The organism is Luteimonas terrae (assembly GCF_031457535.1).
GTDB classification, from domain to species: Bacteria; Pseudomonadota; Gammaproteobacteria; order Xanthomonadales; family Xanthomonadaceae; genus Luteimonas; species Luteimonas terrae_A.
Genome location: NZ_JAVDWO010000012.1, coordinates 1 through 24,497 on the forward strand (window position 1 = coordinate 1; position 24,497 = coordinate 24,497).

At 64.6% G+C, this 24,497-nt stretch carries 38 protein-coding genes; 34 read left to right on the plus strand and 4 right to left on the minus strand.

Translation table 11 applies throughout. The annotated features are described in order from the left end of the window. The 30 genes from J2W68_RS13585 to J2W68_RS13730 form a co-directional block, all read left to right on the plus strand. Window positions 1-270 (plus strand): elongation factor Tu (locus tag J2W68_RS13585; protein WP_310236743.1); only part of this gene is annotated, 270 nt, incomplete at its 5' end. Window positions 271-742: 472 nt separating this feature from the next. After that, window positions 743-1,054 carry a 30S ribosomal protein S10 gene (gene rpsJ / locus J2W68_RS13590; RefSeq protein WP_047137645.1) on the plus strand — a complete coding sequence of 104 codons (312 nt, stop codon included), beginning with the start codon at window positions 743-745 and terminating at the stop codon, window positions 1,052-1,054. 10 nt (window positions 1,055-1,064) lie between these two features. Next, on the plus strand, window positions 1,065-1,718 hold the full coding sequence (rplC, locus tag J2W68_RS13595) for a 50S ribosomal protein L3 (RefSeq protein WP_310236745.1): 654 nt from the start codon (window positions 1,065-1,067) through the stop codon (window positions 1,716-1,718). An 11-nt stretch (window positions 1,719-1,729) separates the two neighbouring features. After that, a complete protein-coding gene (gene rplD, locus J2W68_RS13600) occupies window positions 1,730-2,335 on the plus strand; it encodes a 50S ribosomal protein L4 (RefSeq protein ID WP_310150806.1) in 606 nt (201 codons plus the stop codon). After that, window positions 2,332-2,631, plus strand: a complete 300-nt coding sequence (rplW, locus tag J2W68_RS13605; protein ID WP_232134460.1) for a 50S ribosomal protein L23 — start codon at window positions 2,332-2,334, stop codon at window positions 2,629-2,631. The genes rplD and rplW overlap by 4 nt, the downstream gene beginning before the upstream one ends. 10 nt (window positions 2,632-2,641) lie before the next feature. Further along, the gene (gene rplB, locus J2W68_RS13610; RefSeq protein WP_159679901.1) at window positions 2,642-3,469 is read left to right on the plus strand and encodes a 50S ribosomal protein L2; all 828 of its coding nucleotides are present in this window, start codon (window positions 2,642-2,644) and stop codon (window positions 3,467-3,469) included. 6 nt (window positions 3,470-3,475) lie between these two features. Further along, complete coding sequence (gene rpsS, locus J2W68_RS13615) at window positions 3,476-3,748, plus strand: 30S ribosomal protein S19 (protein ID WP_232115897.1); 273 nt, start codon at window positions 3,476-3,478, stop codon at window positions 3,746-3,748. Between the two features lie 10 nt (window positions 3,749-3,758). Next, window positions 3,759-4,151: a 50S ribosomal protein L22 gene (gene rplV / locus J2W68_RS13620; RefSeq protein ID WP_232134462.1), complete on the plus strand. Its 393-nt coding sequence runs from the start codon at window positions 3,759-3,761 to the stop codon at window positions 4,149-4,151. 1 nt (window position 4,152) lies between these two features. Continuing rightward, window positions 4,153-4,893, plus strand: coding sequence for a 30S ribosomal protein S3 (rpsC, locus tag J2W68_RS13625; RefSeq protein WP_310236748.1), 741 nt, complete (start codon window positions 4,153-4,155; stop codon window positions 4,891-4,893). A 2-nt stretch (window positions 4,894-4,895) separates the two neighbouring features. Next, on the plus strand, window positions 4,896-5,309 hold the full coding sequence (gene rplP / locus J2W68_RS13630) for a 50S ribosomal protein L16 (protein ID WP_232115896.1): 414 nt from the start codon (window positions 4,896-4,898) through the stop codon (window positions 5,307-5,309). Further along, on the plus strand, window positions 5,309-5,497 hold the full coding sequence (gene rpmC, locus J2W68_RS13635) for a 50S ribosomal protein L29 (RefSeq protein WP_159679895.1): 189 nt from the start codon (window positions 5,309-5,311) through the stop codon (window positions 5,495-5,497). The genes rplP and rpmC overlap by 1 nt, the downstream gene beginning before the upstream one ends. Before the next feature lie 10 nt (window positions 5,498-5,507). After that, window positions 5,508-5,768, plus strand: coding sequence for a 30S ribosomal protein S17 (gene rpsQ, locus J2W68_RS13640; protein WP_150928979.1), 261 nt, complete (start codon window positions 5,508-5,510; stop codon window positions 5,766-5,768). A gap of 15 nt (window positions 5,769-5,783) precedes the next feature. Further along, window positions 5,784-6,152, plus strand: coding sequence for a 50S ribosomal protein L14 (rplN, locus tag J2W68_RS13645; RefSeq protein WP_055246849.1), 369 nt, complete (start codon window positions 5,784-5,786; stop codon window positions 6,150-6,152). Between the two features lie 14 nt (window positions 6,153-6,166). After that, entirely contained in the window at window positions 6,167-6,484 is a 318-nt protein-coding gene (rplX, locus tag J2W68_RS13650) for a 50S ribosomal protein L24 (RefSeq protein WP_310150822.1), read from the plus strand. A gap of 10 nt (window positions 6,485-6,494) precedes the next feature. Then, entirely contained in the window at window positions 6,495-7,037 is a 543-nt protein-coding gene (gene rplE / locus J2W68_RS13655) for a 50S ribosomal protein L5 (RefSeq protein ID WP_232115894.1), read from the plus strand. An 18-nt stretch (window positions 7,038-7,055) separates the two neighbouring features. Then, a complete protein-coding gene (gene rpsN / locus J2W68_RS13660) occupies window positions 7,056-7,361 on the plus strand; it encodes a 30S ribosomal protein S14 (RefSeq protein ID WP_232134464.1) in 306 nt (101 codons plus the stop codon). A gap of 141 nt (window positions 7,362-7,502) precedes the next feature. Further along, complete coding sequence (gene rpsH / locus J2W68_RS13665; protein ID WP_310150826.1) at window positions 7,503-7,898, plus strand: 30S ribosomal protein S8; 396 nt, start codon at window positions 7,503-7,505, stop codon at window positions 7,896-7,898. 14 nt (window positions 7,899-7,912) lie between these two features. Further along, a complete protein-coding gene (gene rplF, locus J2W68_RS13670) occupies window positions 7,913-8,440 on the plus strand; it encodes a 50S ribosomal protein L6 (RefSeq protein WP_310150828.1) in 528 nt (175 codons plus the stop codon). A gap of 29 nt (window positions 8,441-8,469) precedes the next feature. Further along, a complete protein-coding gene (gene rplR, locus J2W68_RS13675; RefSeq protein ID WP_310150831.1) occupies window positions 8,470-8,826 on the plus strand; it encodes a 50S ribosomal protein L18 in 357 nt (118 codons plus the stop codon). 167 nt (window positions 8,827-8,993) lie between these two features. After that, window positions 8,994-9,527 carry a 30S ribosomal protein S5 gene (rpsE, locus tag J2W68_RS13680; protein WP_310236750.1) on the plus strand — a complete coding sequence of 178 codons (534 nt, stop codon included), beginning with the start codon at window positions 8,994-8,996 and terminating at the stop codon, window positions 9,525-9,527. Further along, entirely contained in the window at window positions 9,520-9,717 is a 198-nt protein-coding gene (rpmD, locus tag J2W68_RS13685; RefSeq protein ID WP_310236752.1) for a 50S ribosomal protein L30, read from the plus strand. Before rpsE ends, rpmD begins: the two co-directional genes overlap by 8 nt. 5 nt (window positions 9,718-9,722) lie before the next feature. Next, window positions 9,723-10,157 (plus strand): 50S ribosomal protein L15, encoded by a 435-nt coding sequence (gene rplO, locus J2W68_RS13690; protein WP_430539740.1) that lies wholly within the window; start codon window positions 9,723-9,725, stop codon window positions 10,155-10,157. Between the two features lie 5 nt (window positions 10,158-10,162). Beyond that, window positions 10,163-11,539, plus strand: coding sequence for a preprotein translocase subunit SecY (secY, locus tag J2W68_RS13695; RefSeq protein ID WP_310236753.1), 1,377 nt, complete (start codon window positions 10,163-10,165; stop codon window positions 11,537-11,539). A gap of 385 nt (window positions 11,540-11,924) precedes the next feature. Then, window positions 11,925-12,281 (plus strand): 30S ribosomal protein S13, encoded by a 357-nt coding sequence (gene rpsM, locus J2W68_RS13700; RefSeq protein WP_232134471.1) that lies wholly within the window; start codon window positions 11,925-11,927, stop codon window positions 12,279-12,281. A gap of 11 nt (window positions 12,282-12,292) precedes the next feature. After that, on the plus strand, window positions 12,293-12,685 hold the full coding sequence (rpsK, locus tag J2W68_RS13705) for a 30S ribosomal protein S11 (RefSeq protein WP_096297427.1): 393 nt from the start codon (window positions 12,293-12,295) through the stop codon (window positions 12,683-12,685). Between the two features lie 14 nt (window positions 12,686-12,699). Continuing rightward, window positions 12,700-13,335, plus strand: coding sequence for a 30S ribosomal protein S4 (gene rpsD / locus J2W68_RS13710; RefSeq protein ID WP_159679869.1), 636 nt, complete (start codon window positions 12,700-12,702; stop codon window positions 13,333-13,335). A 55-nt stretch (window positions 13,336-13,390) separates the two neighbouring features. Continuing rightward, window positions 13,391-14,389, plus strand: coding sequence for a DNA-directed RNA polymerase subunit alpha (locus J2W68_RS13715; RefSeq protein WP_310236754.1), 999 nt, complete (start codon window positions 13,391-13,393; stop codon window positions 14,387-14,389). A gap of 265 nt (window positions 14,390-14,654) precedes the next feature. Further along, window positions 14,655-15,035: a 50S ribosomal protein L17 gene (gene rplQ, locus J2W68_RS13720; protein ID WP_159679865.1), complete on the plus strand. Its 381-nt coding sequence runs from the start codon at window positions 14,655-14,657 to the stop codon at window positions 15,033-15,035. A gap of 130 nt (window positions 15,036-15,165) precedes the next feature. Continuing rightward, window positions 15,166-15,666, plus strand: coding sequence for a disulfide bond formation protein B (locus J2W68_RS13725; RefSeq protein WP_310236756.1), 501 nt, complete (start codon window positions 15,166-15,168; stop codon window positions 15,664-15,666). Between the two features lie 67 nt (window positions 15,667-15,733). Then, on the plus strand, window positions 15,734-17,122 hold the full coding sequence (locus J2W68_RS13730; RefSeq protein ID WP_310236758.1) for a class II 3-deoxy-7-phosphoheptulonate synthase: 1,389 nt from the start codon (window positions 15,734-15,736) through the stop codon (window positions 17,120-17,122). Here J2W68_RS13730 and J2W68_RS13735 read toward each other — a convergent pair. The 4 genes from J2W68_RS13735 to typA all read right to left on the minus strand — a co-directional run bounded on the left by J2W68_RS13735 (window position 17,119) and on the right by typA (window position 20,493). Next, complete coding sequence (locus J2W68_RS13735; protein ID WP_310236759.1) at window positions 17,119-17,496, minus strand: hypothetical protein; 378 nt, start codon at window positions 17,494-17,496, stop codon at window positions 17,119-17,121. The two genes, J2W68_RS13730 and J2W68_RS13735, sit on opposite strands and share 4 nt — an antisense overlap. A gap of 128 nt (window positions 17,497-17,624) precedes the next feature. Further along, complete coding sequence (locus tag J2W68_RS13740) at window positions 17,625-18,083, minus strand: DUF2127 domain-containing protein (protein WP_310236760.1); 459 nt, start codon at window positions 18,081-18,083, stop codon at window positions 17,625-17,627. Beyond that, window positions 18,083-18,667, minus strand: a complete 585-nt coding sequence (locus tag J2W68_RS13745) for a 2'-5' RNA ligase family protein (protein WP_310236762.1) — start codon at window positions 18,665-18,667, stop codon at window positions 18,083-18,085. The genes J2W68_RS13740 and J2W68_RS13745 overlap by 1 nt, the downstream gene beginning before the upstream one ends. Beyond that, complete coding sequence (gene typA / locus J2W68_RS13750) at window positions 18,664-20,493, minus strand: translational GTPase TypA (protein ID WP_310236763.1); 1,830 nt, start codon at window positions 20,491-20,493, stop codon at window positions 18,664-18,666. Before typA ends, J2W68_RS13745 begins: the two co-directional genes overlap by 4 nt. Before the next feature lie 184 nt (window positions 20,494-20,677). Between typA and J2W68_RS13755 the strand changes: the two genes are divergently transcribed. The 4 genes from J2W68_RS13755 (at window position 20,678) to J2W68_RS13770 (ending at window position 24,369) form a co-directional block, all read left to right on the plus strand. Beyond that, entirely contained in the window at window positions 20,678-21,172 is a 495-nt protein-coding gene (locus tag J2W68_RS13755; RefSeq protein ID WP_310236765.1) for a peptidylprolyl isomerase, read from the plus strand. 53 nt (window positions 21,173-21,225) lie between these two features. Next, the gene (locus tag J2W68_RS13760) at window positions 21,226-22,008 is read left to right on the plus strand and encodes a hypothetical protein (protein WP_310236767.1); all 783 of its coding nucleotides are present in this window, start codon (window positions 21,226-21,228) and stop codon (window positions 22,006-22,008) included. Window positions 22,009-22,125: 117 nt separating this feature from the next. Beyond that, window positions 22,126-23,325 (plus strand): aminotransferase class I/II-fold pyridoxal phosphate-dependent enzyme, encoded by a 1,200-nt coding sequence (locus J2W68_RS13765; protein ID WP_310236769.1) that lies wholly within the window; start codon window positions 22,126-22,128, stop codon window positions 23,323-23,325. Between the two features lie 57 nt (window positions 23,326-23,382). Further along, the gene (locus tag J2W68_RS13770) at window positions 23,383-24,369 is read left to right on the plus strand and encodes a malate dehydrogenase (RefSeq protein ID WP_310236771.1); all 987 of its coding nucleotides are present in this window, start codon (window positions 23,383-23,385) and stop codon (window positions 24,367-24,369) included. Window positions 24,370-24,497 lie beyond the last annotated feature (128 nt).

Consider the following 24,497-nt stretch of genomic DNA (forward strand, 5'->3'; position numbering starts at 1 on the left):
GAAGCCGAAGTCTATGTCCTGTCGAAGGACGAAGGCGGCCGTCACACGCCGTTCTTCAAGGGCTACCGTCCGCAGTTCTACTTCCGCACGACCGACATCACGGGCGCGTGTGAACTGCCGGAAGGCACCGAGATGGTGATGCCGGGCGACAACGTGAAGATGGTGGTCACGCTGATCAACCCGGTGGCGATGGACGAAGGCCTGCGCTTCGCGATCCGCGAAGGCGGCCGTACCGTCGGCGCCGGCGTGGTGGCCAAGATCATCAAGTGACGTATTGGCCCGAGCGCGCCTAGCGCGCTCGGCTGCCAAGACGTCATCCCCGCTTTTTCGGGAATGACGATCAGAAAAAGGACCGGCCCAGCCGGTCCGTCCGGTTCTCGAAGGGGAGGGCTTGCGCCTACCCTTCGATACCCGCTATGATGCAAGACCCTCGCGGACAGGCCTTCTTCGGATGTCCGCGAAATCGCGAAATGAGGTGCAGGATGCCCTCGTCTTCGCCAGACACGGAAATGTCGCGAGGCTGTGCTCCACCCGTTCCGGAAATGTCCGGAGCACGAAGGGATGGAGCGGATCACCGCGTCTGAATTTCTGTGGTCTGGGCGGATCGGGAAACCGGTCTGCCTTTTGTTTTACAGGGAACGGCCCCGTGGCGCGGGTGAATGCCTCGGACAGCTACGAATCAATGGGGTTCTGCGCACCCAGCCGCAGGCCCGTCGCTCTTTCAACCAAGGATATTTCCGTCATGACGGACCAAAAAATCCGGATCCGCCTCAAGGCATTCGATCACCGCCTGATCGACCGCTCGGCAAGCGAGATCGTCGAGACCGCGAAGCGTACCGGTGCACAGGTGCGCGGCCCGATCCCGCTGCCGACCAAGATCGAGCGTTACACCATCCTGACGTCGCCGCACGTCGACAAGGATGCGCGTGACCAGTACGAGACCCGCACGCACAAGCGTGTGCTGGATATCGTCGACCCGAACGACAAGACCGTTGACGCGCTGATGAAGCTTGAGCTCGCAGCCGGCGTCGACGTCCAGATCAAGCTGACCTGAGGACCGCACCATGACCGCGAAGATTTATTCGTTGGGCATCGTCGGCCGCAAGGCCGGCATGAGCCGAGTGTTCACCGAAGACGGCAAGTCCGTGCCGGTGACGCTGATCGAGGCGACCCCGAACCGCATTACCCAGATCAAGACCGTGGACACCGACGGCTACAGTGCCGTGCAGGTCACCGCGGGCGTCAAGCGTGCATCGCTGCTCAACAAGCCGGAAACCGGTCACCTCGCCAAGGCGAAGGTCGAAGCCGGTCGTGGCCTGTGGGAACTCCGCGTGGCCGACGACAAGATCGCCGACTTCAATGTCGGTGGCGAGATCAAGGCCGACATCTTCGAAGTGGGCCAGATCGTCGACGTCCAGGGCGTCACGAAGGGCAAGGGTTTCCAGGGCACGATCAAGCGCTGGAACTTCAAGATGGGCGACGCGACGCACGGTAACTCGCTGTCGCATCGCCAGCCGGGTTCGCTCGGTCAGCGCCAGACGCCGGGCCGCGTGTTTCCGGGCAAGAAGATGTCCGGTCACATGGGTGCCGACGTGCAGACCACGCAGCGCCTGCAGATCGTGCAGGTCGACGCCGAGCGCGGCCTGATCGCCGTCAAGGGCGCCGTACCTGGCGCGCCGGGTGGCGACGTGATCGTGCGTCCGTCGAGCAAGGCATAAGGAGTAGCACGATGGAACTCGCAATCAACAACAGCAGCACGAAGCTGTCGGTCTCCGACGAAGTCTTCGGCCGCGACTTCAGCGAAAACCTGGTCCATCAGGTCGTCGTTGCCTATCGCAACGCCGGTCGCGCTGGCACCAAGGCGCAGAAGACGCGTTCGGAAGTCCGCGGCACCACCAAGAAGTCGAAGAAGCAGAAGGGCGGCGGTGCGCGTCACGGCGCGCTGACGGCTCCGATCTTCGTCGGCGGTGGCGTGACCTTCGCGGCCAAGCCGCGCAGCTTCGAGCAGAAGGTCAACCGCAAGATGTACCGCGCGGCGATGTCGGCGATCCTGTCCGAGCTCAACCGCCAGGGCCGTCTGACGGTCGTCGAGACGTTCGACCTCTCCGAGACGAAGACCAGCGGCATGGTCGCCAAGCTCAAGGAATTCGATCTGGGCAAGCGCCCGCTGATCGTGACCGAGGACGCGTCCGAGCACCTGTACCTGTCGGCACGCAACCTGCCGTACGTCGAGATCCGCGACGTGCAGGGTCTGGATCCGGTCGCGCTGGTCGGCGCCGATACCGTGCTGATCACCACCGATGCGGTGAAGAAGATCGAGGAGTGGCTGGCATGAACGACGCCAAGCTCTATGAAGTGATCCGTGCGCCGCGTGTGTCCGAAAAGACCGCGCGCCTGCAGGAAGTGTCCAACCAGTACGCGTTCGAAGTGTCGACGGTCGCCACCAAGGCCGACATCAAGGCCGCGATCGAGAAGCTGTTCGACGTCAAGGTCGAGGCTGTCAACGTGTTGAACGTGAAGGGCAAGAACAAGTCCTTCCGTCAGCGCCAGGGCACCCGCGGCGATTGGCGCAAGGCCTACGTGAAGCTGGCCGATGGCCAGTCGATCGACGTCATGAACGCGAAGGTCTGAGGAAGCCCCGATGCCATTGATGAAGTTCAAGCCCACTTCGCCCGGCCGCCGTTCCGCGGTCCGCGTCGTGCACCCCGACCTGCACAAGGGTGCGCCGCACGCTGCGCTGGTCGAGAAGAAGACCAACACCGGCGGTCGCAACCACCACGGCCGCATCACCACCCGTCACATCGGTGGTGGCCACAAGCAGCACTACCGCATCGTCGATTTCAAGCGGGACAAGGAAGGCATTCCGGCGCGCGTCGAGCGCATCGAATATGACCCGAACCGTACCGCCCACATCGCGCTGCTGTGCTATGTCGACGGCGAGCGCCGCTACATCATCGCGCCGAAGGGCCTGAAGGCCGGCGATCAGGTGATCTCCGGTTCGGACGCCCCGATCAAGACGGGCAACACGCTGCCGCTGCGCAACATCCCGGTCGGTTCGACGATCCACTGCATCGAGATGAAGCCGGGCAAGGGTGCGCAGATCGCGCGCGCCGCCGGTGCCGGCGTGCAGCTGGTGTCGCGCGAAGGCGTCTACGCCACCGTGCGTCTGCGTTCGGGCGAAGTGCGTCGCGTGCCGTCCGAGTGCCGCGCCACGATCGGCGAGGTCAGCAACGACGAGCACAGCCTCGAGAAGCTGGGCAAGGCCGGTGCGAAGCGCTGGCGCGGCGTCAAGCCGACCGTCCGCGGTGCGGCCATGAACCCGGTCGACCATCCGCACGGCGGTGGTGAAGCCAAGGCCGGTCAGGGCAACCCGCACCCGGTTACGCCCTGGGGTGTCCCGACCAAGGGCTACAAGACCCGCCATAACAAGCGGACGCAGCAGTTCATCGTGCGCGATCGCAGGAGCTGATAGACCATGGCACGTTCACTCAAGAAGGGTCCCTTCGTCGACCATCACCTCGTCAAGAAGGTGGAAGCCGCGGGTTCCAACACCAAGAAGCCGATCAAGACCTGGTCGCGTCGCTCGATGGTCCTGCCGGACATGATCGGTTTCACCATCGCCATTCATAACGGCAAGAACCACGTCCCGGTGCTGGTCAACGAGAACATGGTTGGCCACAAGCTCGGCGAATTCGCGTTGACGCGGACCTTCAAGGGTCACGGCGGCGACAAGAAGTCGGGCAGGTAAGGAGCGCACAATGGACAAGGCAACGAAAGCCCGCCTCGAAGAGCAGAAGCGCGCTCGCACCGAGGTCAACAAGCGCACCGCGATTCTTCGCACCGCGCGCATCTCGCCGCAGAAGGCACGTCTGGTCGCTGACCAGGTCCGTGGTCTGCCGGTCGAGCGCGCCGTCGGCCTGCTGAAGTTCTCGGACAAGAAAGCCGCTCACATGATCAAGAAGGTCGTCGAGTCGGCCATCGCCAACGCCGAGAACAACGCTGGCGCGGACGTCGACGAACTCACGATCGCCACCATCACGGTCGACGAAGGTCCGACGCTGAAGCGCTTCATGGCGCGCGCAAAGGGACGCGGTACTCGCATCCTCAAGCGCACCAGCCACATCACCGTCGTCGTGGGAGAGGGCAAGTAATATGGGTCACAAAGTTCATCCCATCGGCTTCCGTCTTGGTATTTCCAAGGACTGGAATTCCAAGTGGTACGCCGGCAAGAAGGAATACGCTGACTACCTCGTCGCCGACCTGAAGGTCCGCGAGATGCTGCGTAAGCGTCTCGCCTCGGCCGGCATCAGCAAGATCCTGATCGAGCGTCCGGCGAAGACGGCGCGCGTGACGATCCACACCGCCCGTCCGGGCGTGGTGATCGGCAAGCGCGGTGAGGACATCGAGAAGCTGCGCAAGGACGTCAGCGACATGATGGGCGTTCCGGCGCACATAAACGTCACCGAGGTCCGCAAGCCGGAACTCGACGCGCAGCTGGTCGCCGAGTCGATCGCGCAGCAGCTCGAGCGTCGCATCATGTTCCGCCGCGCGATGAAGCGCGCTGTCGGCAACGCGATGCGTCTCGGCGCGCTGGGCATCAAGGTCAACGTCGCCGGCCGCCTCAACGGCGCCGAGATCGCGCGTTCGGAGTGGTACCGCGAAGGCCGCGTGCCGTTGCACACCCTCCGCGCCGACGTCGACTACGGCTTTGCCGAAGCCAAGACGACCTACGGGATCATCGGCATCAAGACCTGGATCTACAAGGGCGAAATCTTCGATTTCAGCCAGGTGGGCCAGGAGAAGCAGGACGACACGCCGCGTGGCGGAGACCGTGGTGATCGCAATGACCGCGATCGTCGGGGTCCGCGTCGCGAGCGCGAGGCGAGGGACTAATCATGTTGCAACCCAAGCGAACCAAATACCGCAAGATGCACAAGGGCCGTAACGACGGCCTGGCGTGGAGCGGCAACGCAGTCAGCTTCGGCGAGTTCGGCCTGCGGTCGACCGCAACCGGTCAGCTGACCGCGCGTCAGATCGAAGCCGGTCGTCGTTCCATCAGCCGTCACGTCAAGCGCGGCGGCAAGATGTGGATCCGCGTGTTCCCGGACAAGCCGATCACCAAGAAGCCGATCGAAGTCCGAATGGGCTCCGGCAAGGGCAGCGTCGAGTACTGGGTCGCGCAGATCCAGCCCGGCCGCATGATCTTCGAGATCGAGGGTGTCGAGGAGGAGGTGGCGCGTGAAGCGTTCCGCCTGGCCGCCGCGAAGCTGTCGGTCACCACCCAATTCGTGACCCGGACGGTGCGCTGATGGCTACGACGAAGGAACTCCGCGAGAAGTCGGTCGAGGATTTGCAGTCGCATCTCCTCGAGCTGCACAAGGAGCGTTTCTCGCTCCGCATGCAGAAGGCCACTGGCCAGCTGACCAAGACGCATGACACCCGTCGGGTGCGCCGCGAGATTGCGCGCGTCAACACCCTGATCGGTCAGAAGAAGTAAGGACCCGACCATGAATACCGAAAAGAAGCAGCGTACGGTCCAGGGCCGCGTGGTCAGCAACAAGATGGACAAGACCGTCACCGTGCTGGTGGAGCGTCAGGTCAAGCACGCGTTGTACGGCAAGTACATCAAGCGTTCGACCAAGCTCCATGCCCACGATGCCGAGAACGCGTGTCAGGAAGGCGACCTGGTAAAGGTTGTCGAGATTGCACCGATGTCCAAGACCAAGAACTGGCGCGTGGCTGAAATCGTCACGCGCGCCGCCGAATAACGAGGAGGGCATACCATGATCCAGATGCAGAGCCACCTCGATGTGGCGGACAACAGCGGTGCCAAGGAAGTGATGTGCATCAAGGTGCTGGGCGGCTCGAAGCGCCGTTACGCCGGCATCGGCGACATCATCAAGGTGTCGATCAAGGAAGCGATTCCGCGTGGCAAGGTCAAGAAGGGCGAAGTCTATGACGCCGTCGTGGTGCGTACCCGCAAGGGTGTGCGTCGTGCCGACGGTTCGTTGATCCGCTTCGACGGCAATGCCGCGGTGTTGCTCAACAACAAGCAGGAGCCGATCGGCACCCGCATCTTCGGGCCCGTGACCCGTGAACTGCGTTCCGAGAAGTTCATGAAGATCGTCTCGCTCGCGCCTGAAGTGCTCTGAGCGGAGAAACGAAAATGGCTAATCGAATCAAGAAGGGCGACCACGTGATCGTGATCGCCGGCAAGGACAAGGGCAAGCGCGGTGACGTGGTGCGCGTGATCGGCGAGAAAGTCGTCGTCTCGAACATCAATATCGTCAAGCGCCACACCAAGCCGAACCCGCAGGCGGGCCAGGCAGGCGGCGTGGTCGAGCGCGAAGCGCCGATTCATGCTTCGAACGTGATGCCGTTCAACCCTGCCACCGGCAAGGGCGAGCGCATTGGAACCAAGAAGCTCGAGGATGGACGCACGCTGCGCGTGTTCCGCTCGAGCGGTGAGGCGCTCGACGCCTGAGGATGCAAAAATGACGACCCGTCTGGAACAGTTCTACAAGGATGAGGTGGTACCGAAGCTCATGGAGCAGTTCGGTTACGCCAACATCATGCAGGTCCCGCGCCTGAGCAAGATCACCATCAACATGGGCGTGGGCGAAGCTGCCGCGAACAAGAAGGTGCTCGAGAACGCGACTGCCGACATGGCCAAGATCAGCGGCCAGAAACCGCTGGTGACCAAGTCGCGCGTGTCGGTGGCCTCGTTCAAGATCCGCGATGGCTGGCCGATCGGCTGCAAGGTCACGCTGCGTCGCAATGGCATGTACGAGTTCTTCGATCGCCTGGTCAACGTCGCGCTGCCGCGTGTCCGCGACTTCCGTGGTGTCTCGGCCCGGTCGTTCGACGGTCGCGGCAACTACAACATGGGCGTGAAGGAACAGATCATCTTCCCGGAAATCGATTTCGACGCCGTCGACGCGATCCGCGGTATGGACATCGCCATCACCACGACCGCCCGTACCAACGAAGAAGCCAAGGCCCTGCTGGAAGCCTTCCGCTTCCCGTTCCGCAACTGATCCGAAGGCAGAGCATTTATGGCAAAGACGTCCATGATCAACCGCGAGGTCAAGCGCAAGAAGCTGGCCAAGCAGCACGCCGAAAAGCGTGAGGCGCTGAAGAAGATCATCAGCAGCCCGACCGCCGGTTACGAAGAAAAGGCTGACGCAGTCAACAAGCTGCAGAAGCTGCCGCGCGACTCCTCGCCGGCCCGCCAGACCACGCGTTGCGCGCTGTCCGGCCGTCCGCGTGCTGTCTACAGCAAGTTCGGCCTCGGCCGCAACAAGCTGCGCGAAGCCACCATGCGCGGCGACGTGCCCGGCCTGCGCAAGGCAAGCTGGTAAGAGCGTCGCTCTGCAGGTCTGGCGTTTGCGCGCCGGACCTGTAGAATACCGGCCCTCACGTTGTACCCCGCCCGAAATCCGTGCGGGTCAAAAACTAGTGTTCGCGCAAGCGGATATCGGTGCACTCAGAAGGTAATCATCATGAGCATGACTGATCCCATCGCCGACATGCTGGTCCGCATTCGAAATGCGGCAGCGGTTGGCAAGCAGACGGCGGCGATGCCCTCGTCCAAGATCAAGGTCGCAATCGCCACCGTCCTGAAGGACGAGGGTTACATCAGCGATTTCCGCGTGACCGAGAACGGCGCCAAGGCCGAGCTCGAAATCGTTCTCAAGTATTACGAAGGCCGTCCGGTCATCGAGACCCTGAAGCGTTTCTCGCGTTCGGGTCTGCGTCAGTACCGCGGCAAGGACGCGCTGCCGAAGGTCCTCAATGGCCTGGGCGTGTCCATCATCTCCACCTCGAAGGGCATCATGACCGACGCGCAGGCACGCCAGCACGGTGTCGGCGGTGAAGTCCTGTGCTTCGTGGCTTAAGGGAGTAACGCACAATGTCCCGAGTTGCCAAGAAGCCGATCGCCCTTCCGAAGGGCGTCGAGCTCAACATCCAGCCCGAGCTGGTCAGCGTGAAGGGCCCGAAGGGCACTCTGACGCTCATCAAGCCGTCGGATATCGAGATCACCATCGAAGACGGCAATGCGCTGCTTTCGGCGAATGATCCGTCGCAGATTCCGCTCACCGGCACCCTGCGCGCGATCGTCGCGAACATGGTGCACGGCGTGTCGCAGGGCTTCGAGCGCAAGCTCGAGCTGGTCGGCGTCGGCTACCGCGCAGCGGTCCAGGGCAAGGACCTGAACCTCTCGCTCGGTTTCTCGCACCCCGTCGTGTTCCAGGCGCCGGAAGGCATCACGCTGACCACGCCGACCCAGACCGAGATCCTGGTCCAGGGTGCAGACAAGCAGCTCGTCGGTCAGGTCGCCGCCAAGATCCGCGGATTCCGTCCGCCGGAGCCGTACAAGGGCAAGGGCGTGAAGTACTCCGACGAAACCATCATTCGCAAGGAAGCCAAGAAGGCCTAAGGCCCATCCGCTTCCCGGGGATCAAGATCATGAGCATCAAGAACAACGCCCGCCTGCGACGCGCCAAGACCACGCGTTCGCACATCCGTGTCCTCGGCGTGCCGCGCCTGTCGGTGCTGCGCACCGGCCAGCACATCTACGCCCAGCTGTTCAATTCGGATGGTTCCAAGGTGCTGGCGGCCGCCAACACCACCCAGGCCGACGTCAAGGACGGCCTGAAGAACGGCAAGAACGCCGACGCCGCCACCGCGGTGGGCCGTGCGATTGCCGAGAAGGCCAAGGCCGCGGGTATCGAGAAGGTCGCATTCGACCGCTCGGGCTACCGCTACCACGGTCGTATCAAGGCACTCGCCGACGCTGCCCGCGAGGGTGGTCTGCAGTTCTGATTCGAACGCTGTCGCCGCCGGGCTTCGTGCCCGGTGTCGCCTGACCTGCCGGCACAGGGTGTGCCGGGCGCCCGCGGCCTTATGTGCCGCGTCCGCGTTTCACCGATCCGCTTCCCAACTCCAAGCGGCATAAGCCGTGCATCCTCTTATCAATACAGGCAATCCAGATGGCAAACGAAAGAGATAACCGCGGTCGCGGTCGCGATCGCGAAGAGCTCGACGACGGCATGATCGAGAAGCTGATCACGGTCAACCGCGTCAGCAAGACCGTCAAGGGCGGTCGCCAGTTCACGTTCACCGCGCTGACGGTCGTCGGCGACGGCAACGGCAAGGTCGGCTTCGGTTACGGCAAGGCGCGCGAAGTGCCGGTCGCGATCCAGAAGTCGATGGAGCAGGCCCGCAAGAACCAGAAGACCGTTGATCTCAACGGCAGCACGCTGTGGCACACGGTCAAGTCGCGCCATGGCGCCGCGAACGTGTTCATGCAGCCCGCGTCCGAGGGTACCGGCGTGATCGCCGGCGGCGCGATGCGCGCTGTGCTCGAAGCCGTCGGCGTCAAGGACGTGCTGGCCAAGGCTGTCGGTTCGCGTAATCCGATCAACCTCGTGCGCGCCACGATCCGCGGCCTCAACGAAATGCACTCGCCGGCGCAGATCGCTGCCAAGCGCGGCAAGAAGGTGGAGGACCTGATCAATGGCTAAGAAGGAATCCACCGGCGGCACCGTCAAGGTGCGTCTGGTCAAGGGTCTGCGCGGTTCGCAGGCCAAGCACCGCCTTTCGGTGAAAGCACTCGGTCTGGGCAAGCTCAACGATGTGCGTGAACTGAAGGACAGCCCCCAGGTCCGTGGCCTGATCAACAAGGTCCACTACCTGGTCCAGGTCGAGGAATAATCGAAATGAAGCTCAATTCTCTCAAGCCCGCACAGGGCGCCCGCACCGAGCGCACGCGCGTCGGTCGCGGTATCGGTTCGGGCCTGGGCAAGACTGCCGGCCGCGGCCACAAGGGTTCGTTCGCGCGCTCGGGCAAGGGCAAGATCAAGGCCGGCTTCGAGGGCGGCCAGATGCCGCTGCGCAAGCGTCTGCCGAAGGTCGGTTTCCGCTCCAAGCTGAAGCTCGACACCGCCGAAGTGATGCTCTATCAGCTCGACAAGCTCGACGGTGACGTCGACTTCGCCGCGCTGCGTGCCGCCAAGCTGGTGCCCAGCACTGCCAAGCGCGCGAAGATCGTCCTCAAGGGCGAGATCAGCAAGAAGCTCGTGCTCAAGGGCGTGCTCGCCACGGCCGGTGCCCGCGCGGCGATCGAAGCCGCTGGCGGCAAGGTCGAGGAGTAAGCCGGATGTCGCGAAGCGGCAGCGCAATGGGTGGGGTCGGCGCCGGGCTCGGTAAATTCACCGAGCTCCGCCAGCGCCTGCTGTTCGTGCTCGGTGCTCTCGTCGTCTACCGCATCGGGTGTTTCATCCCGGTGCCGGGCGTCAATCCCGAAGCCATGCTGCAGCTGATGGAGCAGCAGGAAGGCACCATCGTGGACATGTTCAATATGTTCTCCGGTGGTGCGCTCTCGCGCTTCAGCCTGTTCGCACTGAACGTGATTCCGTACATCTCGGCGTCGATCGTGATGCAGCTGCTGGTGCAGGTCGTGCCCAGCCTGAAAGCCATCCAGAAGGAAGGCGAGTCGGGCCGGCGCAGGATCACCCAGTGGTCGCGTATCGGTGCGATTCCGCTGGCGGTGTTCCAGTCGGCGGGTATCGCGGTCGCGTTGCAGAGCTCGGGTGCCAACAACGGCATTCCGGTCGTCTACGCGCCGGGGATGGGTTTCGTGCTGACCGCGATCATCGCTCTCACCGCGGGCACCATGTTCCTCGTGTGGCTGGGCGAGCAGGTCACCGAGCGCGGCATCGGCAACGGTGTGTCGCTGATCATCTTCGCCGGTATCGTGGCGGGTCTTCCGGGCGCCGTGCTGGGCACGTTCGATTCGCTGCGCAATGGCGACATGAGCCCGATTGCGGCGATCCTACTGGTGATCGTGGTGCTTGCGGCGGTGTTCTTCGTCGTGTTCGTCGAGCGTGGCCAGCGCCGGATCACGGTGAACTATGCGCGTCGTCAGGGTGGTCGCAACGCGTACATGAACCAGAGCTCGTTCCTGCCGCTCAAGCTCAACATGGCAGGCGTGATTCCGGCGATCTTCGCGTCCTCGATCATCATGTTCCCGGCAACGGTGACCACGTGGTTCGGTGAAGCGACTTCGTCGAGCGGCTGGCAGCAGATGCTGCAGCGCATGGCGCAGGCCATTTCGCCGGGCGAGCCCCTGTATGTGCTGCTGTTCGGCGGCCTGATTGCGGGCTTTGCGTTCTTCTACACCGCGCTGGTGTTCAACAGCCAGGAAACGGCCGACAACCTCAAGAAGTCGGGCGCGCTGATTCCGGGCATCCGTCCGGGCAAGGCGACCGCGGATTACATCGACGGTGTGCTGACCCGCCTCACGGCAGTCGGCGCGGCCTATCTGGTGCTGGTCTGCCTGTTGCCGGAGTTCATGCGTGCCGAGTTCGGCAGCTCCTTCCACTTCGGCGGCACTTCACTGCTGATCGTGGTGGTGGTGATCATGGACTTCATTGCGCAGGTCCAGTCGCATCTGATGTCGCACCAGTACGAAAGCCTGCTGAAGAAGTCGAACCTCAAGGGTTCGCGCAGCGGCGGCGGCCTCACCGGTCGTTGATGTTCCGCCGGACGGCCTTGATGGTCGTCCGGCAATGTTCTCGCGACATGGGCACTCCCCATGTCGCATCGCACCGCCCGATGGGGCGGCGCACGAAGTCCGGACCTACGCGCCGGACTTCAGATGGGCGACTCGCGCGGCGGTCTCGTGTGCGAGTGGTCCAGGAAGATCCGCACGCCAGAGTAGCGAGCGGGGCAGGCGAGGGAATTTGTTCCCGAAAGCTGCCGATCCTGGACTGTCGCCGGAGCATGGGCACGCTCCCCATGCCGGGTTCACTGGCGCCTTGGCGCCGTGGGCTTCCTGAAACCACGAGGCCCTGCTATTATTTCTTGTTCCCTTTTGCCGGGATTGAACCCCTGGCAGCAAACCAGTTGGAGATCCGCGCATGGCGCGTATTGCAGGTGTGAACCTGCCTGCCCAGAAGCATGTCTGGGTTGGGCTTCAAAGCATTTTCGGCATTGGCCGTACCCGTTCGAAGAAGGTCTGCGAAGCCGCAGGCGTGACCTCGACCACGAAGATCCGCGATCTGTCCGAACCGGAAGTTGAGCGTCTGCGCTCGGAAGTCGGCAAGTACGTGGTCGAGGGCGACCTGCGTCGCGAAGTCGGCATGGCCATCAAGCGTCTGATGGACCTGTCCTGCTATCGCGGCCTGCGTCACCGTCGTGGTCTCCCGCTGCGTGGCCAGCGCACCCGGACCAATGCACGCACCCGTAAGGGTCCGCGCAAGGCCATCAGGAAGTAAGGAGCACAGCCATGGCCAAGCCCGCAGCTACCAAGACCAAGAAGAAGATCAAGCGCGTCGTCACCGACGGCATCGCGCATGTCCACGCTTCGTTCAACAACACGATCATCACGATCACCGACCGCCAGGGCAACGCGCTCTCGTGGGCGACCTCGGGAGGCGCGGGTTTCCGCGGCTCGCGCAAGTCGACCCCGTTCGCAGCCCAGGTCGCCGCAGAGAAGGCCGGCAAGGCCGCCCTCGACTACGGCGTCAAGTCGCTTGAAGTCCGCATCAAGGGCCCGGGTCCGGGTCGTGAGTCGGCCGTGCGCTCGCTGAACAACGTGGGCTACAAGATCATCAACATCATCGACGTGACGCCCATCCCGCACAACGGATGCCGCCCGCCGAAGAAGCGTCGCGTCTAAAGGAGCGATAAGAAATGGCTCGTTACATCGGTCCTACCTGTAAGCTCGCGCGCCGTGAAGGCGCCGACCTCTCCCTCAAGAGCCCGACCCGCGCGCTCGACTCGAAGTGCAAGCTTGAGCAGAAGCCCGGCCAGCACGGCGCCGGTACCGGCGCGCGTCGCAGCAAACTGTCGGATTACGCCACCCAGCTTCGCGAGAAGCAGAAGGTCAAGCGTATCTACGGTCTGCTCGAACGTCAGTTCCGCAACTACTACAAGAAGGCGTCGAACAAGAAGGGCAACACGGGTGAAAACCTGCTGCAGCTCCTCGAGACGCGTCTCGACAACGTCATCTACCGCATGGGCTTCGCGGTGACCCGTCCGGCCGCGCGCCAGCTGGTGTCGCACCGTGGCGTCACGGTCAATGGCCAGTCGGTGAATCTGCCGTCGTACCAGGTCAAGGCAGGCGACGCGATCGCACTGTCGGAGAAGGCACAGAAGCAGCTTCGCGTGCAGGAAGCGCTCACCGTGTGGTCGACGATGGATCTGTCCCCGTCGTGGGTCGAAGTCGACTCCAAGGCGTTCAGTGGTGTGTTCAAGTCCGTTCCGGATCGCGCTGATCTGCCGGCGGATATCAACGAAGCGCTGATCGTCGAGCTGTACTCGAAGTAATTCAACCAGGCACCGCCGCGGCGAAAACGCGGCGGTCCTCAGGAGACACACACACATGACGGCAACCGCCAACCAGGTCCTGCGTCCCCGCGGCCCTCAGATCGAACGTCTCGCGGGCAACCGCGCGAAGGTCGTGATAGAGCCGCTGGAGCGTGGGTATGGGCACACGCTGGGCAATGCCCTGCGTCGCGTGCTCCTGTCGTCGATTCCGGGCTTCGCGATTACCGAAGTCGAGATCGACGGCGTGCTGCACGAGTACAGCACCATCGAGGGCCTGCAGGAAGACGTGCTGGAAGTCCTGCTCAACCTCAAGGACGTCGCCATCCGCATGGGCACAGGCGAGGCGTCGACGCTGTCGCTGTCGAAGACGGGCGCGGGCGTCGTGACGGCCGCCGATATCAAGACCGACCACAACGTCGAGATCCTCAACGGCGAGCACATCATCTGCCACCTGACCAAGGACGCGTCGATCAACATGCGTCTGAAGATCGAGCGCGGTTTCGGCTATCAGCCGGCTTCCGCACGTCGTCGTCCGGACGAGGAGACCCGCGCCATCGGTCGCCTGATGCTGGACGCGTCGTTCTCGCCGGTGCGTCGCGTCGCCTATGAAGTCGAAGCGGCCCGCGTCGAACAGCGTACCGATCTCGACAAGCTGGTGCTGGACATCGAAACCAACGGCACGATCGATGCCGAGGAAGCCGTGCGCACCGCCGCCGACATCCTCACCGATCAGCTGTCGGTGTTCGGCGATTTCACGCACCGCGACCGCGGCGCGGCGAAGCCGCAGGCACCGGGTGTCGACCCGATCCTGCTGCGTCCGATCGACGATCTGGAGCTGACGGTGCGTTCGGCCAACTGCCTCAAGGCCGAGAGCATCTACTACATCGGCGACCTGATCCAGAAGACCGAAGTCGAGCTGCTCAAGACCCCGAACCTCGGCAAGAAGTCGCTGACCGAGATCAAGGAAGTCCTGGCGCAGCGCGGCCTGGCACTGGGCATGAAGCTCGAGAACTGGCCGCCCACCGGCGTGTCCGCTCACGGCATGCTTGGGTAAGCACCCGCGTCTGGCCGGTGCCTTCAGGCACCGGCCGCGGGTGCGAACGCCCGGCGTGCTTCGCCGGGCCGGGGTGCAAACGCGGCGAAGCCGCGGCTCCCACGCTGTTTGATCGTTGTATGCAAGACCGCGCCGACGGGCAGAAGCCCGCGGCGTTGCCGGTGAAGGACGACCGGTTCCGGACCATCCGCAGTCCAAGTTCCAACGCCAGGACGGCGACAACGCTGCACACAGACCCACCATTCCTATCTGAAGGATCCATCCCATGCGCCACCAGAAAGCCGGACGCAAGTTCAACCGCACCAGCGCCCATCGTGAAGCGATGTTCCGCAACATGGCCGCTTCGCTGATCAAGAGCGAACTCATCAAGACCACCCTGCCGAAGGCCAAGGAGCTGCGCCGCGTCGCAGAGCCGCTGATCACCCTCGGCAAGGTCGACAGCGTCGCCAACCGTCGTCTCGCCTTCGCGCGTCTGCGCGACAAGGAAGCCGTCGGCACGCTGTTCACCACCGTCGGCCCGCGCTACAGCGCGCGTCCGGGCGGCTACCTGCGCATTCTCAAGTGCGGCTTCCGCGCCGGCGACAACGCGCCGATGGCGTATGTCGAGCTGGTCGATCGCCCGCAGGCGTCGGTCGAAGCCGAGTAATCCCCATCACGACGACCCGCGCCACGCGCGCAGGTTACCGTCATCGATGGAACTAAGCCCCGGCAATCGCCGGGGTTTTTGTTTGCGCGGTGCGGGACGATAATCGCGACACCCTATCGACGGTCTGCCCATGAATCCTGTCCGCTGGTCGTTCCGCACACTGATGTTCGTCGGCGCCGTCGCCTGCTTCGCACTGATCGGATTTGCGATCTACTCGCAGCTGCAATGGGGCCTCGAACCGTGCCCCTTGTGCATTTTCCAGCGGCTGGCCTTTGCGGCGCTGGGTGTCGTGCTACTCGTCGCCGCGCTCCATGCACCGCGCGGGCGCGGGGGGCGCACCGTCTACGGGCTGCTGGGCTTCGCGGCCGCTGCGGTCGGCATCGGTATCGCCGGTCGCCATGTGTGGCTGCAGATGCATCCTCCAGGCTTCGCGACCTGCGGCGCGCCGTTCGCCTTCATGCGCGAGACGATGGATACCCCGACGTTGATCCAGAAGGTGCTGACCGGATCCGGCGACTGCGGCACCGTGGACTGGACCTTCCTCGGCCTGTCGATGCCGGCCTGGAGCCTGGTGTGGTTCCTGCTGCTGGCGGCGGTCGCGCTGTTTGCCGGATTACGTACCGCTCGCTGAACGCTTGCCGGCGTTGTGACGCGGAGCAGCAAACTGCGATGATGGCGACCCGCGAGAGGAACACCCCATGCCGTCGTCCAATGAGCGCACCCTGCAACCCGTGAACCTGCCTGAAGACTGGCAGCCGGAGAGCTGGCGCACGCGCCCGGCCAAACAGCTGCCGACCTATCCCGATCAGGCCGCCCTGGCTGCCGTGCAGGAAGAGTTGCGCGCATTGCCACCGCTGGTGACCTCGTGGGAAATCCTGAGCCTCAAGCAGCAGCTGGCCGAAGCCCAAGAAGGTCGGCGTTTCCTGCTGCAGGGCGGCGACTGCGCGGAGAACTTTGGCGACTGTACGTCCGACGTCATCTCCAACCGTCTCAAGGTGCTGCTGCAGATGAGCCTGGTGCTCGTGCACGGCATGCGCCTGCCGGTCGTGCGCGTCGGCCGCTTCGCCGGCCAGTACGCGAAGCCGCGTTCGGCCGACACCGAAACCCGGGATGGCGTGACCCTGCCTTGTTACCGCGGCGACGTGGTCAATGCGCCGGCGTTTACGCCCGAAGCCCGGATTCCAGACCCGCGCCGCATGGTGCGCGCGCATGCGCGTTCGGCGATGACGATGAATTTCGTGCGCTCGCTGATCGACGGTGGTTTCGCCGATCTGCACCACCCCGAGTACTGGGGCCTGGAGTGGGTGGGCGAATCGCCGCTGGCCGAGGAATACCAGCGCATGGTCTCCGGTCTCGGTGACGCCGTGCGTTTCATGGAGACGCTGGCCGGCACGCAGGTGCACAACCTCAACCGCGTCGATTTCTACACCTCGCATGAAGCCCTGCTGCTGCCCTACGAGGAAGCGAACACGCGCCAGGTGCCGCGCCAGTGGGGCTGGTTCAACCTCAGCACGCATTTCCCCTGGATCGGTGTGCGCACGGCTGCGCTCGACGGCGCGCACGTGGAGTACTTCCGCGGACTGCGCAATCCGATCGGGGTCAAGGTCGGTCCGACTTCCACAGCCGATGAGTTGCTCCGCCTGATCGATGTGCTCAATCCCGATGACGAGCCGGGCCGCCTGAGCCTGATCCACCGTATGGGCGCGACCCAGATCGCCGAACGTCTGCCGGCCCTGCTCGACGCGGTGCGCCGCTCCGGCCGCCGCGTACTGTGGATCTGCGACCCGATGCACGGCAATACCGAATCGACCAGCAACGGCTACAAGACCCGCCGATTCGACAATATCCGCAGTGAGATCGAGCAGGCGTTCGAACTGCATGCCGCGGCGGGCACGCGGCTGGGTGGTGTGCATCTCGAACTCACCGGTGAGGACGTCACCGAGTGCATGGGTGGCGCGCGGGCGCTGACCGAGATCGACCTCGAGCGCGCCTACAAGAGTCAGGTCGATCCGCGTCTGAACTACGAGCAGGCGCTGGAGACGGCGATGCTGATCGTGCGCAAGCATGCGCAGGGCGCGCGCACCTAGTCGTCGACGTTCGCGTCGTCGAGGGCGGCAGGGGCGAGCGCATCGAAAGCGCCGCGCTCGACGTGTGCCAGGAACGCCGGGCAGCGCTCCTCGTCGCCCCGGTTTTCCGGAAAGTGACGTGCACGCAGGCGGGTGAAGGCATCGGTGATACGGGCCTCGACGGCGTCGCGTTCTGCCTGCTGCTCGGCCGAACCGTCGGAGGGGCTGACGGCGTCCAAGAACCGGGCCGCATCCATGACCGCCTTGCCGTTGCGCGACTGCCACGCGCGTCGGATTTCAAGGACGCGCTCGTATGGCGGGCTGGGCGGGGGGCTACACAGTTGCTCCAGCGCCATATCGACCAAGAGCGCACGCGCCAGCGTGGTCTCTGCCATGCCTCCGGCACCGGCGCTGGCGCCCGGCATGGGCGCAGCCAGGAGCGTCGCAACGAGTGCCATGGGCAGGAGTGCACGCACGCCGCACTGAAAGCGCGCACCTGACCCCGGCATCGGCAAGCGCGACATCACGCGCCCCGACCCCGTCGATGCAGGTCGCGAGCCAACACCAGCACGATCACAAGGTTGATCACGAGCACGCCCCAGGTCAGCCAGTCGGGATGCTGCCACAGCGCATAGACTTCGAACGGCAGATAGGCCGCCGCGCCAATGCAGCCAAGCCAGGATGCCCACGCGCGATGGCGCCACAGCCCCCAGCCCTCCAGCAGTCGCATGCCGGCGTAGATCGCCGCGACGCCGATCGCAAGATGCAGCGTCTGCGGGGTGATCGCATCGAGCATCGCGGTGCCGCCGCGTGCGGCATCCACGCCGAACCGCGCCAGTACGCGCTCGAGTTCGTGCTGCAGCGCGTCCGGGCCGATCGCCGCGAGTGCGCCGGCGACGAGCAGGGCGAAGATGCCCTTGGTGGCTTCGAACAGCGCGATCGCGCGCAGGCTTGTGCCCGTGTCGGGGCGCTCGTCGGTCATCAGAACAGGCCTTGCTGTCGAGGTGGCACGGGTAATGTCGTCCCGGTCAACGGCCACGCGCCGAGCGCGTCGTAGCGGCCACCGGGATTGAAGAGCAGTTCGAATCCTTGGACATCGAACGGATCGACAGCGCAGTTCACTGTGTCGAGCCACGATGGCGTCGGCAGTCCCCGTTCTAGAAACTCGAGCGTGAGATGTGGCCGGTTGGTTCGCGCCGCAGGCGCAACGCCCGCACGGCGGGCCGCGTCATGGCTTGCATCGCAGAGTGCCTGCAGCGCCGGGCAGGGCGCCGGCAATGCGACCACGGCGCCGGAATGACGCCAATAGGCGAGACGCTCGATCGTGAAGTCGTGCGGCGGAATGCGGGTTGCCGCGCCGGCGAACGCATCCAGAAGTGCCGGAGTGGCCACCGGTTCGGCGGCTTCCCCCACGAAGCACAGGGTGACATGCCACTGGTCCGCACGTCGCAGATGCAAAGACGGCGCGCCCGAAGGGCACGCCGTCTGCACACGATGCGACAGGGTCGCGAGCGATGCCCGGCCGTCGGCACTGGGCCGCCACGCCGGGAACAGCGCCTGGCTCACCCGCCGCGGGACGCGCGCTTGCGATCGTTTTCGGTCAGTGCCTTCTTGCGCAGGCGGATCTCCTTCGGGGTGACCTCGACCAGTTCGTCGTCCTCGATGAAGTCCAGCGCCTGCTCCAGCGTGTACTTGATCGCCGGGGAGAGCGCGATCGCATCGTCCTTGCCCGAGGCGCGCATGTTGGTCAGCGGCTTGGTCTTGATCGCGTTGACGGTCAGGTCGTTGTCCTTGGAGTGGATGCCGATCAGCTGGCCTTCGTACACGTGGTCGCCTTCGGCCGCGAACAGCTTGCCGCGCTCCTGCAGCGGTCCGAGCGAATAAGCGGGCGTGGCGCCGGCAGCGTTGGCGATCAGCACACCGTTCTGGCGCTTGGCGATCGCGCCGGTTTCCCTCGGACCGTAATGGTCGAACACATGGAACAGCAGGCCCGACCCCTGGGTCAGGGTGCGGAACTCGTTCTGGAAGCCGATCAGGCCGCGCGCCGGAATCATGTAATCCAGGCGCACGCGACCCTTGCCGTCCGATTCCATGTTCTTCAGCTGACCCTTGCGGATGCCGAGCTTCTCCATCACGCCGCCCTGGTGGACTTCTTCGACGTCGACCACGAGTTGCTCGACCGGCTCCATCTGCTGGCCTTCGATTTCCTTGATGATGACTTCCGGGCGCGACACGGCGAGCTCGAAACCCTCACGACGCATGTTTTCGATCAGCACCGACAGATGCAGCTCGCCGCGGCCCGAGACCAGGAACTTGTCCGGATCCGAACCTTCCTCGACCTTCAACGCGACGTTGTGCAGCGTCTCGCGCTCCAGGCGCTCGCGGATCTGGCGGCTGGTGATGAACTTGCCGCCGCTGCGGTCCTTGTTGCCGGCGAACGGCGAGTTGTTGACCTGGAAGGTCATCGAGATCGTCGGCTCGTCGACGGTCAGCGCCGGCAGCGCTTCCGGCGTATCGAGCGCACAGACGGTGTCGGAGATGCCCAGTTCCTGGATGCCCGAGATGGCGACGATGTCACCGGCCTCGGCTTCTTGCGTTTCCACGCGCTCCAGGCCCATGAAGCCGAGCACCTGCAGGACCTTGCCCTGGCGCTTCTTGCCCTCGCGGTCGACGATGCTGACCGGCATGTTGGTGCGCACCTTGCCGCGCTGGATGCGGCCGATGCCGATCAGGCCGACGAAGTTGTTGTAGTCCAGCTGGCTGATGCGCATCTGGAAGGGGCCGTCCGGATCGACCGCCGGCGGCGACACGTGCTGCATGATCGCCTCGTACAGCGGCGTCATGTCGCCCGAACGCGCGGTGTCTTCGAGGCTGGCGTAACCGTGCAGCGCCGAGGCGTAGACGATCGGGAAGTCCAGCTGCTCGTTGGTCGCGCCGAGCTTGTCGAACAGGTCGAACACCTGGTCGATCACCCAGTCCGGACGCGCGCCCGGACGGTCGATCTTGTTGACGACGACGATCGGCTTGAAGCCCATCGCGAACGCCTTCTGGGTCACGAAGCGCGTCTGCGGCATCGGGCCATCCATCGCGTCGACCAGGATCAGCACCGAGTCGACCATCGACAGCACGCGCTCGACCTCGCCACCGAAGTCGGCATGGCCCGGGGTGTCGACGATGTTGATGCGGTTGCCGTTCCAGGTGATCGCGGTGTTCTTGGCCAGGATCGTGATGCCACGCTCCTTTTCCTGGTCATTGCTGTCCATCACACGCTCAGCGAGCACGGTGCGCTCGGACAGGGTGCCGGACTGCTTCAGCAGACAGTCGACGAGGGTGGTCTTGCCGTGGTCGACGTGGGCGACGATGGCGATATTGCGCAGGCGTTCGATGGACATGGGCAAGGCTGCGCCAGAGTCGAAGACCGGGGCGCACAATAGTCAGTGAAAGAGCCCCGCATTATAGCGTGTTGCGCTGCCGCATGGCGGGCAGGGCGGCGGGCGGCTTGAAACCGTCCAATGGAGGCCGCATGTCGCGGGTTCGTCGGTACGCCGATGATTGTCCCTTCAACCAGGATTTCCCATGTCCCTGAACGCCGTATTCGACACCGACCGTGGCCAGATCAAGGTCGAGCTGCATGCCGACAAGGCACCGCTGACCGTCGCCAATTTCGTCAACCTTGCACAGCGCGGGTTCTACGATGGCCTCAGCTTCCACCGCGTGATTCCCGATTTCATGATCCAGGGCGGCTGTCCGGAAGGCTCCGGCCGCGGTGGCCCGGGCTACAAGTTCGAAGACGAGACCAACAACGGCGTCAAGCATGACCGTGGCGTGCTGTCGATGGCGAACGCAGGTCCGAACACCAATGGCAGCCAGTTCTTCATCACCCACATCAAGACCGATTGGCTGGACGGCAAGCACACCGTGTTCGGCAAGGTCACCGAGGGTCTGGATGTGGTGGACGCGGTGAAGCAGGGCGACGCAATCAAGTCGATCAAGATCGAGGGCGACGTCGACGCCGCACTGGCCGCGAAGGCCGACCGCGTCGCCGAGTGGAACAAGACTCTCGCTGCGTAAGCGACACCGACAGGCCGGCCATTCGCCGGCCTGTTGTCTTTGAGGGGAACGGAATGACCTCGAGCGGCATGTGGTGGTGCGGTCTGGTGCTGGCGCTCGCCGCCGGTGGGCTGTCGGGCTGCACGCCGTCTTCGTCTGGTTCCGACATTGAGGCCGTGGGCCCGGACACGTCGGCCGCACCGCCTGCACATGCGTTTGAACGCAGCCTGGACGGCATCTGGAGCACCGGCGTCTCGCAGGGCGACGATGCCGAAACGATCTACGCCATCCAATGGCAGGACGCGTATGGACTGCGCATCCTGCGCGATGGTGCCTGGCTTGCAGGCGCGGTCGAGGATGTCGATGTCGACAACCAGACGCTGGCGTTCCGGGTTACCCGCGAGAACGGCCCCGATGAGACGGTGACCCTGCGCAAGGTGCAGGACGCGACGTCCGGGGCCGGTTTCACGCTGCGCGTCACCTGGGCGCAGGGACAGGTCGAGACGCTGGGTTTCGTGCGTCGGCTGACCGAGCGCGATCACCAGGAACTCGTGCTGGCAATCCGCCAGGCCGCGGTGCTGCCGCAGGCCGTTGCGTGCGGCGGAGACGCGCCGGTCGGCAGCTTGCGGGCGACGCTGGCCTGCAGCGAAATCGAGTTTGCCGAGCTCGATCGCAGCCTGCGCACGCAGCTGGTCGAACTGTCGGCCCGCTATCCGGATGGCGACCGCACGGCCGCCGCGGTCGTGCAGCAGCTTGATGCCTGCACCACGCCCGCCTGTCTGCGCGATACCTACGCGCAATGGCAGGTGTATTTCGACGAGAACTACGACCTCGGCGACGTGCTCGATTACCTCTGAGGACGCGCTTCGCACTGCGCCCGCTGCGGCAGGTCGCGACGGGGGTGCGTGGTACCATCTGCCGCCGAAAATCAGCGGTTCCGCCGCATTCCCGCCGCTCTGAAACGAGAGTTCCCGATGCCCCAGCTCGCCGCGCGGACCGCCCGCGCCAAGCCCAGCGCCATCATGCAGGTCGCCGAAAAGGCCAAGCGCCTGAAGGCCGAAGGCCGGGACATCATCAGCTTCTCGATCGGCGTGCCGAACTTCCTGCCAGGCCCGCACGTGTATGCGGCGGCGCGCGAGGCGCTCGACCACGACAGCGGCCAGTACGGCAGCAACCGCGGCAGCGACGCGCTGCTCGACGCGTTCATCGGCCATCTCGATCGCATCGGCCTGACGGGCTACACCCGCGCGCACTGCGCCACCGGCATCGGCGCCAAGCACATCCTCTACACGCTGGCCGAAGTGCTGCTCGACGAAGGCGACGGCTTCGCGTTCGCCACGCCGTACTGGACGACGTATCTCGACATCGCCGAGATCGTCGGCGCGGACATCCAGCTGCTGCCGTGCCCGCCGGAACAGGACTACAAGCTCACACCGGCGCAGCTCGACGCCGCGCTGGCGAAGAAGCCCAAGGTCTTCCTGTTCAACAATCCGTCGAACCCGACCGGCATGGTCTATACGCGGGACGAGATCGCCGCGCTGGCCGACGTGCTGGTGCGCCATCCCGATACCTGGATCATCACCGACGACATCTACAACCGGATGGTGTTCGACGGCATCGGCTACCACAACGTGGTGCAGGCGCGGCCCGAACTGCGCGAGCGCACGATCTTCGTCGACTCGCTGTCCAAGACCTACGGCATGCCGGGCTGGCGCGTCGGCCTGCTGGCCGGGCCGGAGAGTGTGGCCAAGGCATTCGCGACGATGAACTCCAACCACATCACCAACGTCCCGGAAGTCGTGACCGCCGCCGCGGTCGCCGCGCTGTCCGGCCCCCAGGATGTGCCGACGGCGAAGTGCGCCGAATTCCAGACGCGCCGTGACCTGGTGATGGCGGCGCTGGCAGAAATTCCGGGCGTGGTCTGCCCGAAACCCGCCGGCGCGTTCTACGTGTTTCCCGACATCAGCGTCGCGTTCGGCAAGTCGCATGGCGACCTGCGCATCGAGAGCGACGCCGACCTGTGCAATGCGCTGCTCGAAACCAAGGGCGTGGCCTGTGTGCCGGGCTCGGCCTTCGGCGAGCCGCGTGCCTTGCGCATCAGCTACACCTGTCCCGAGGCGCAGCTCGCGCCCGGGCTCGACCGCATCCGCGAATTCTTCGCGGAGCTGACCTGATCGGCCGGCCTCCGCCGCCCGCGCCTTGACACCCCACGAGAAATCAGAGGAATGCATATGAAGACCCCCGTCCGTGTTGCCGTGACCGGCGCTGCCGGCCAGATCGGTTATGCCCTGCTGTTCCGGATCGCCTCCGGCGAAATGCTGGGCAAGGAGCAGCCGGTGATCCTGCAGCTGCTCGAACTGCCGATCGACAAGGCACAGGCCGCGCTGAAGGGCGTGATCATGGAGCTCGAAGATTGCGCGTTCCCGCTGCTGGCCGATGTCGTCGGCACCGACGATCCGGAAGTTGCGTTCAAGGACGCCGACATCGCCCTGCTGGTCGGCGCGCGTCCGCGCGGCCCGGGCATGGAGCGCAAGGACCTGCTGCTCGAGAACGCGAAGATCTTCACCGCCCAGGGCGCGGCGCTGAACAAGGTCGCCTCGCGTGACGTCAAGGTGCTGGTGGTCGGCAACCCGGCCAACACCAATGCCTACATCGCCATGAAGTCGGCGCCGGATCTCAACCCGCGCAACTTCACCGCAATGCTGCGCCTCGACCACAACCGCGCGCTGAGCCAGCTGGCCACCAAGGCGGGCGTCGCCGTGGGCGACATCGAAGGCCTGATCGTGTGGGGCAACCACAGCCCGACCATGTACCCGGACTACCGCTTCGCGACCGCGAAGGGCGTCAACCTCAAGGACAAGGTCAACGACGCGGACTGGAACGCCAACACCTTCATCCCGCAGGTCGGCAAGCGCGGCGCGGCGATCATTGAAGCGCGTGGCCTGTCCTCGGCCGCCTCGGCCGCCAACGCCGCCATCGACCACATCCACGACTGGGTGTTGGGCAGCAACGGCAAGTGGGTGACGATGGGCGTGCCGTCCGACGGCAGCTACGGCATTCCGGAGGGCGTGATCTTCGGCTTCGCGGTAACCACCGAGAACGGCGAGTACACCCTGGTCAAGGACATCGAAGTCGACGACTTCAGCCAGAAGGCCATCGACAAGACCCTCGCCGAGCTCGAGGAAGAGCGCAGCGGCGTGGCGCATCTGCTCAGCTGAGCCCTGTAGAGTGGCGAGAAAAAGCCGGGCTATGTGCCCGGCTTTTTCGTGGGCGCGCGTCTGGCGAAAGCGCGGGGTAGACCATTGTCGTAACGCGTCCTTTCCGCGCGAGGACTAGCCTCGAGATT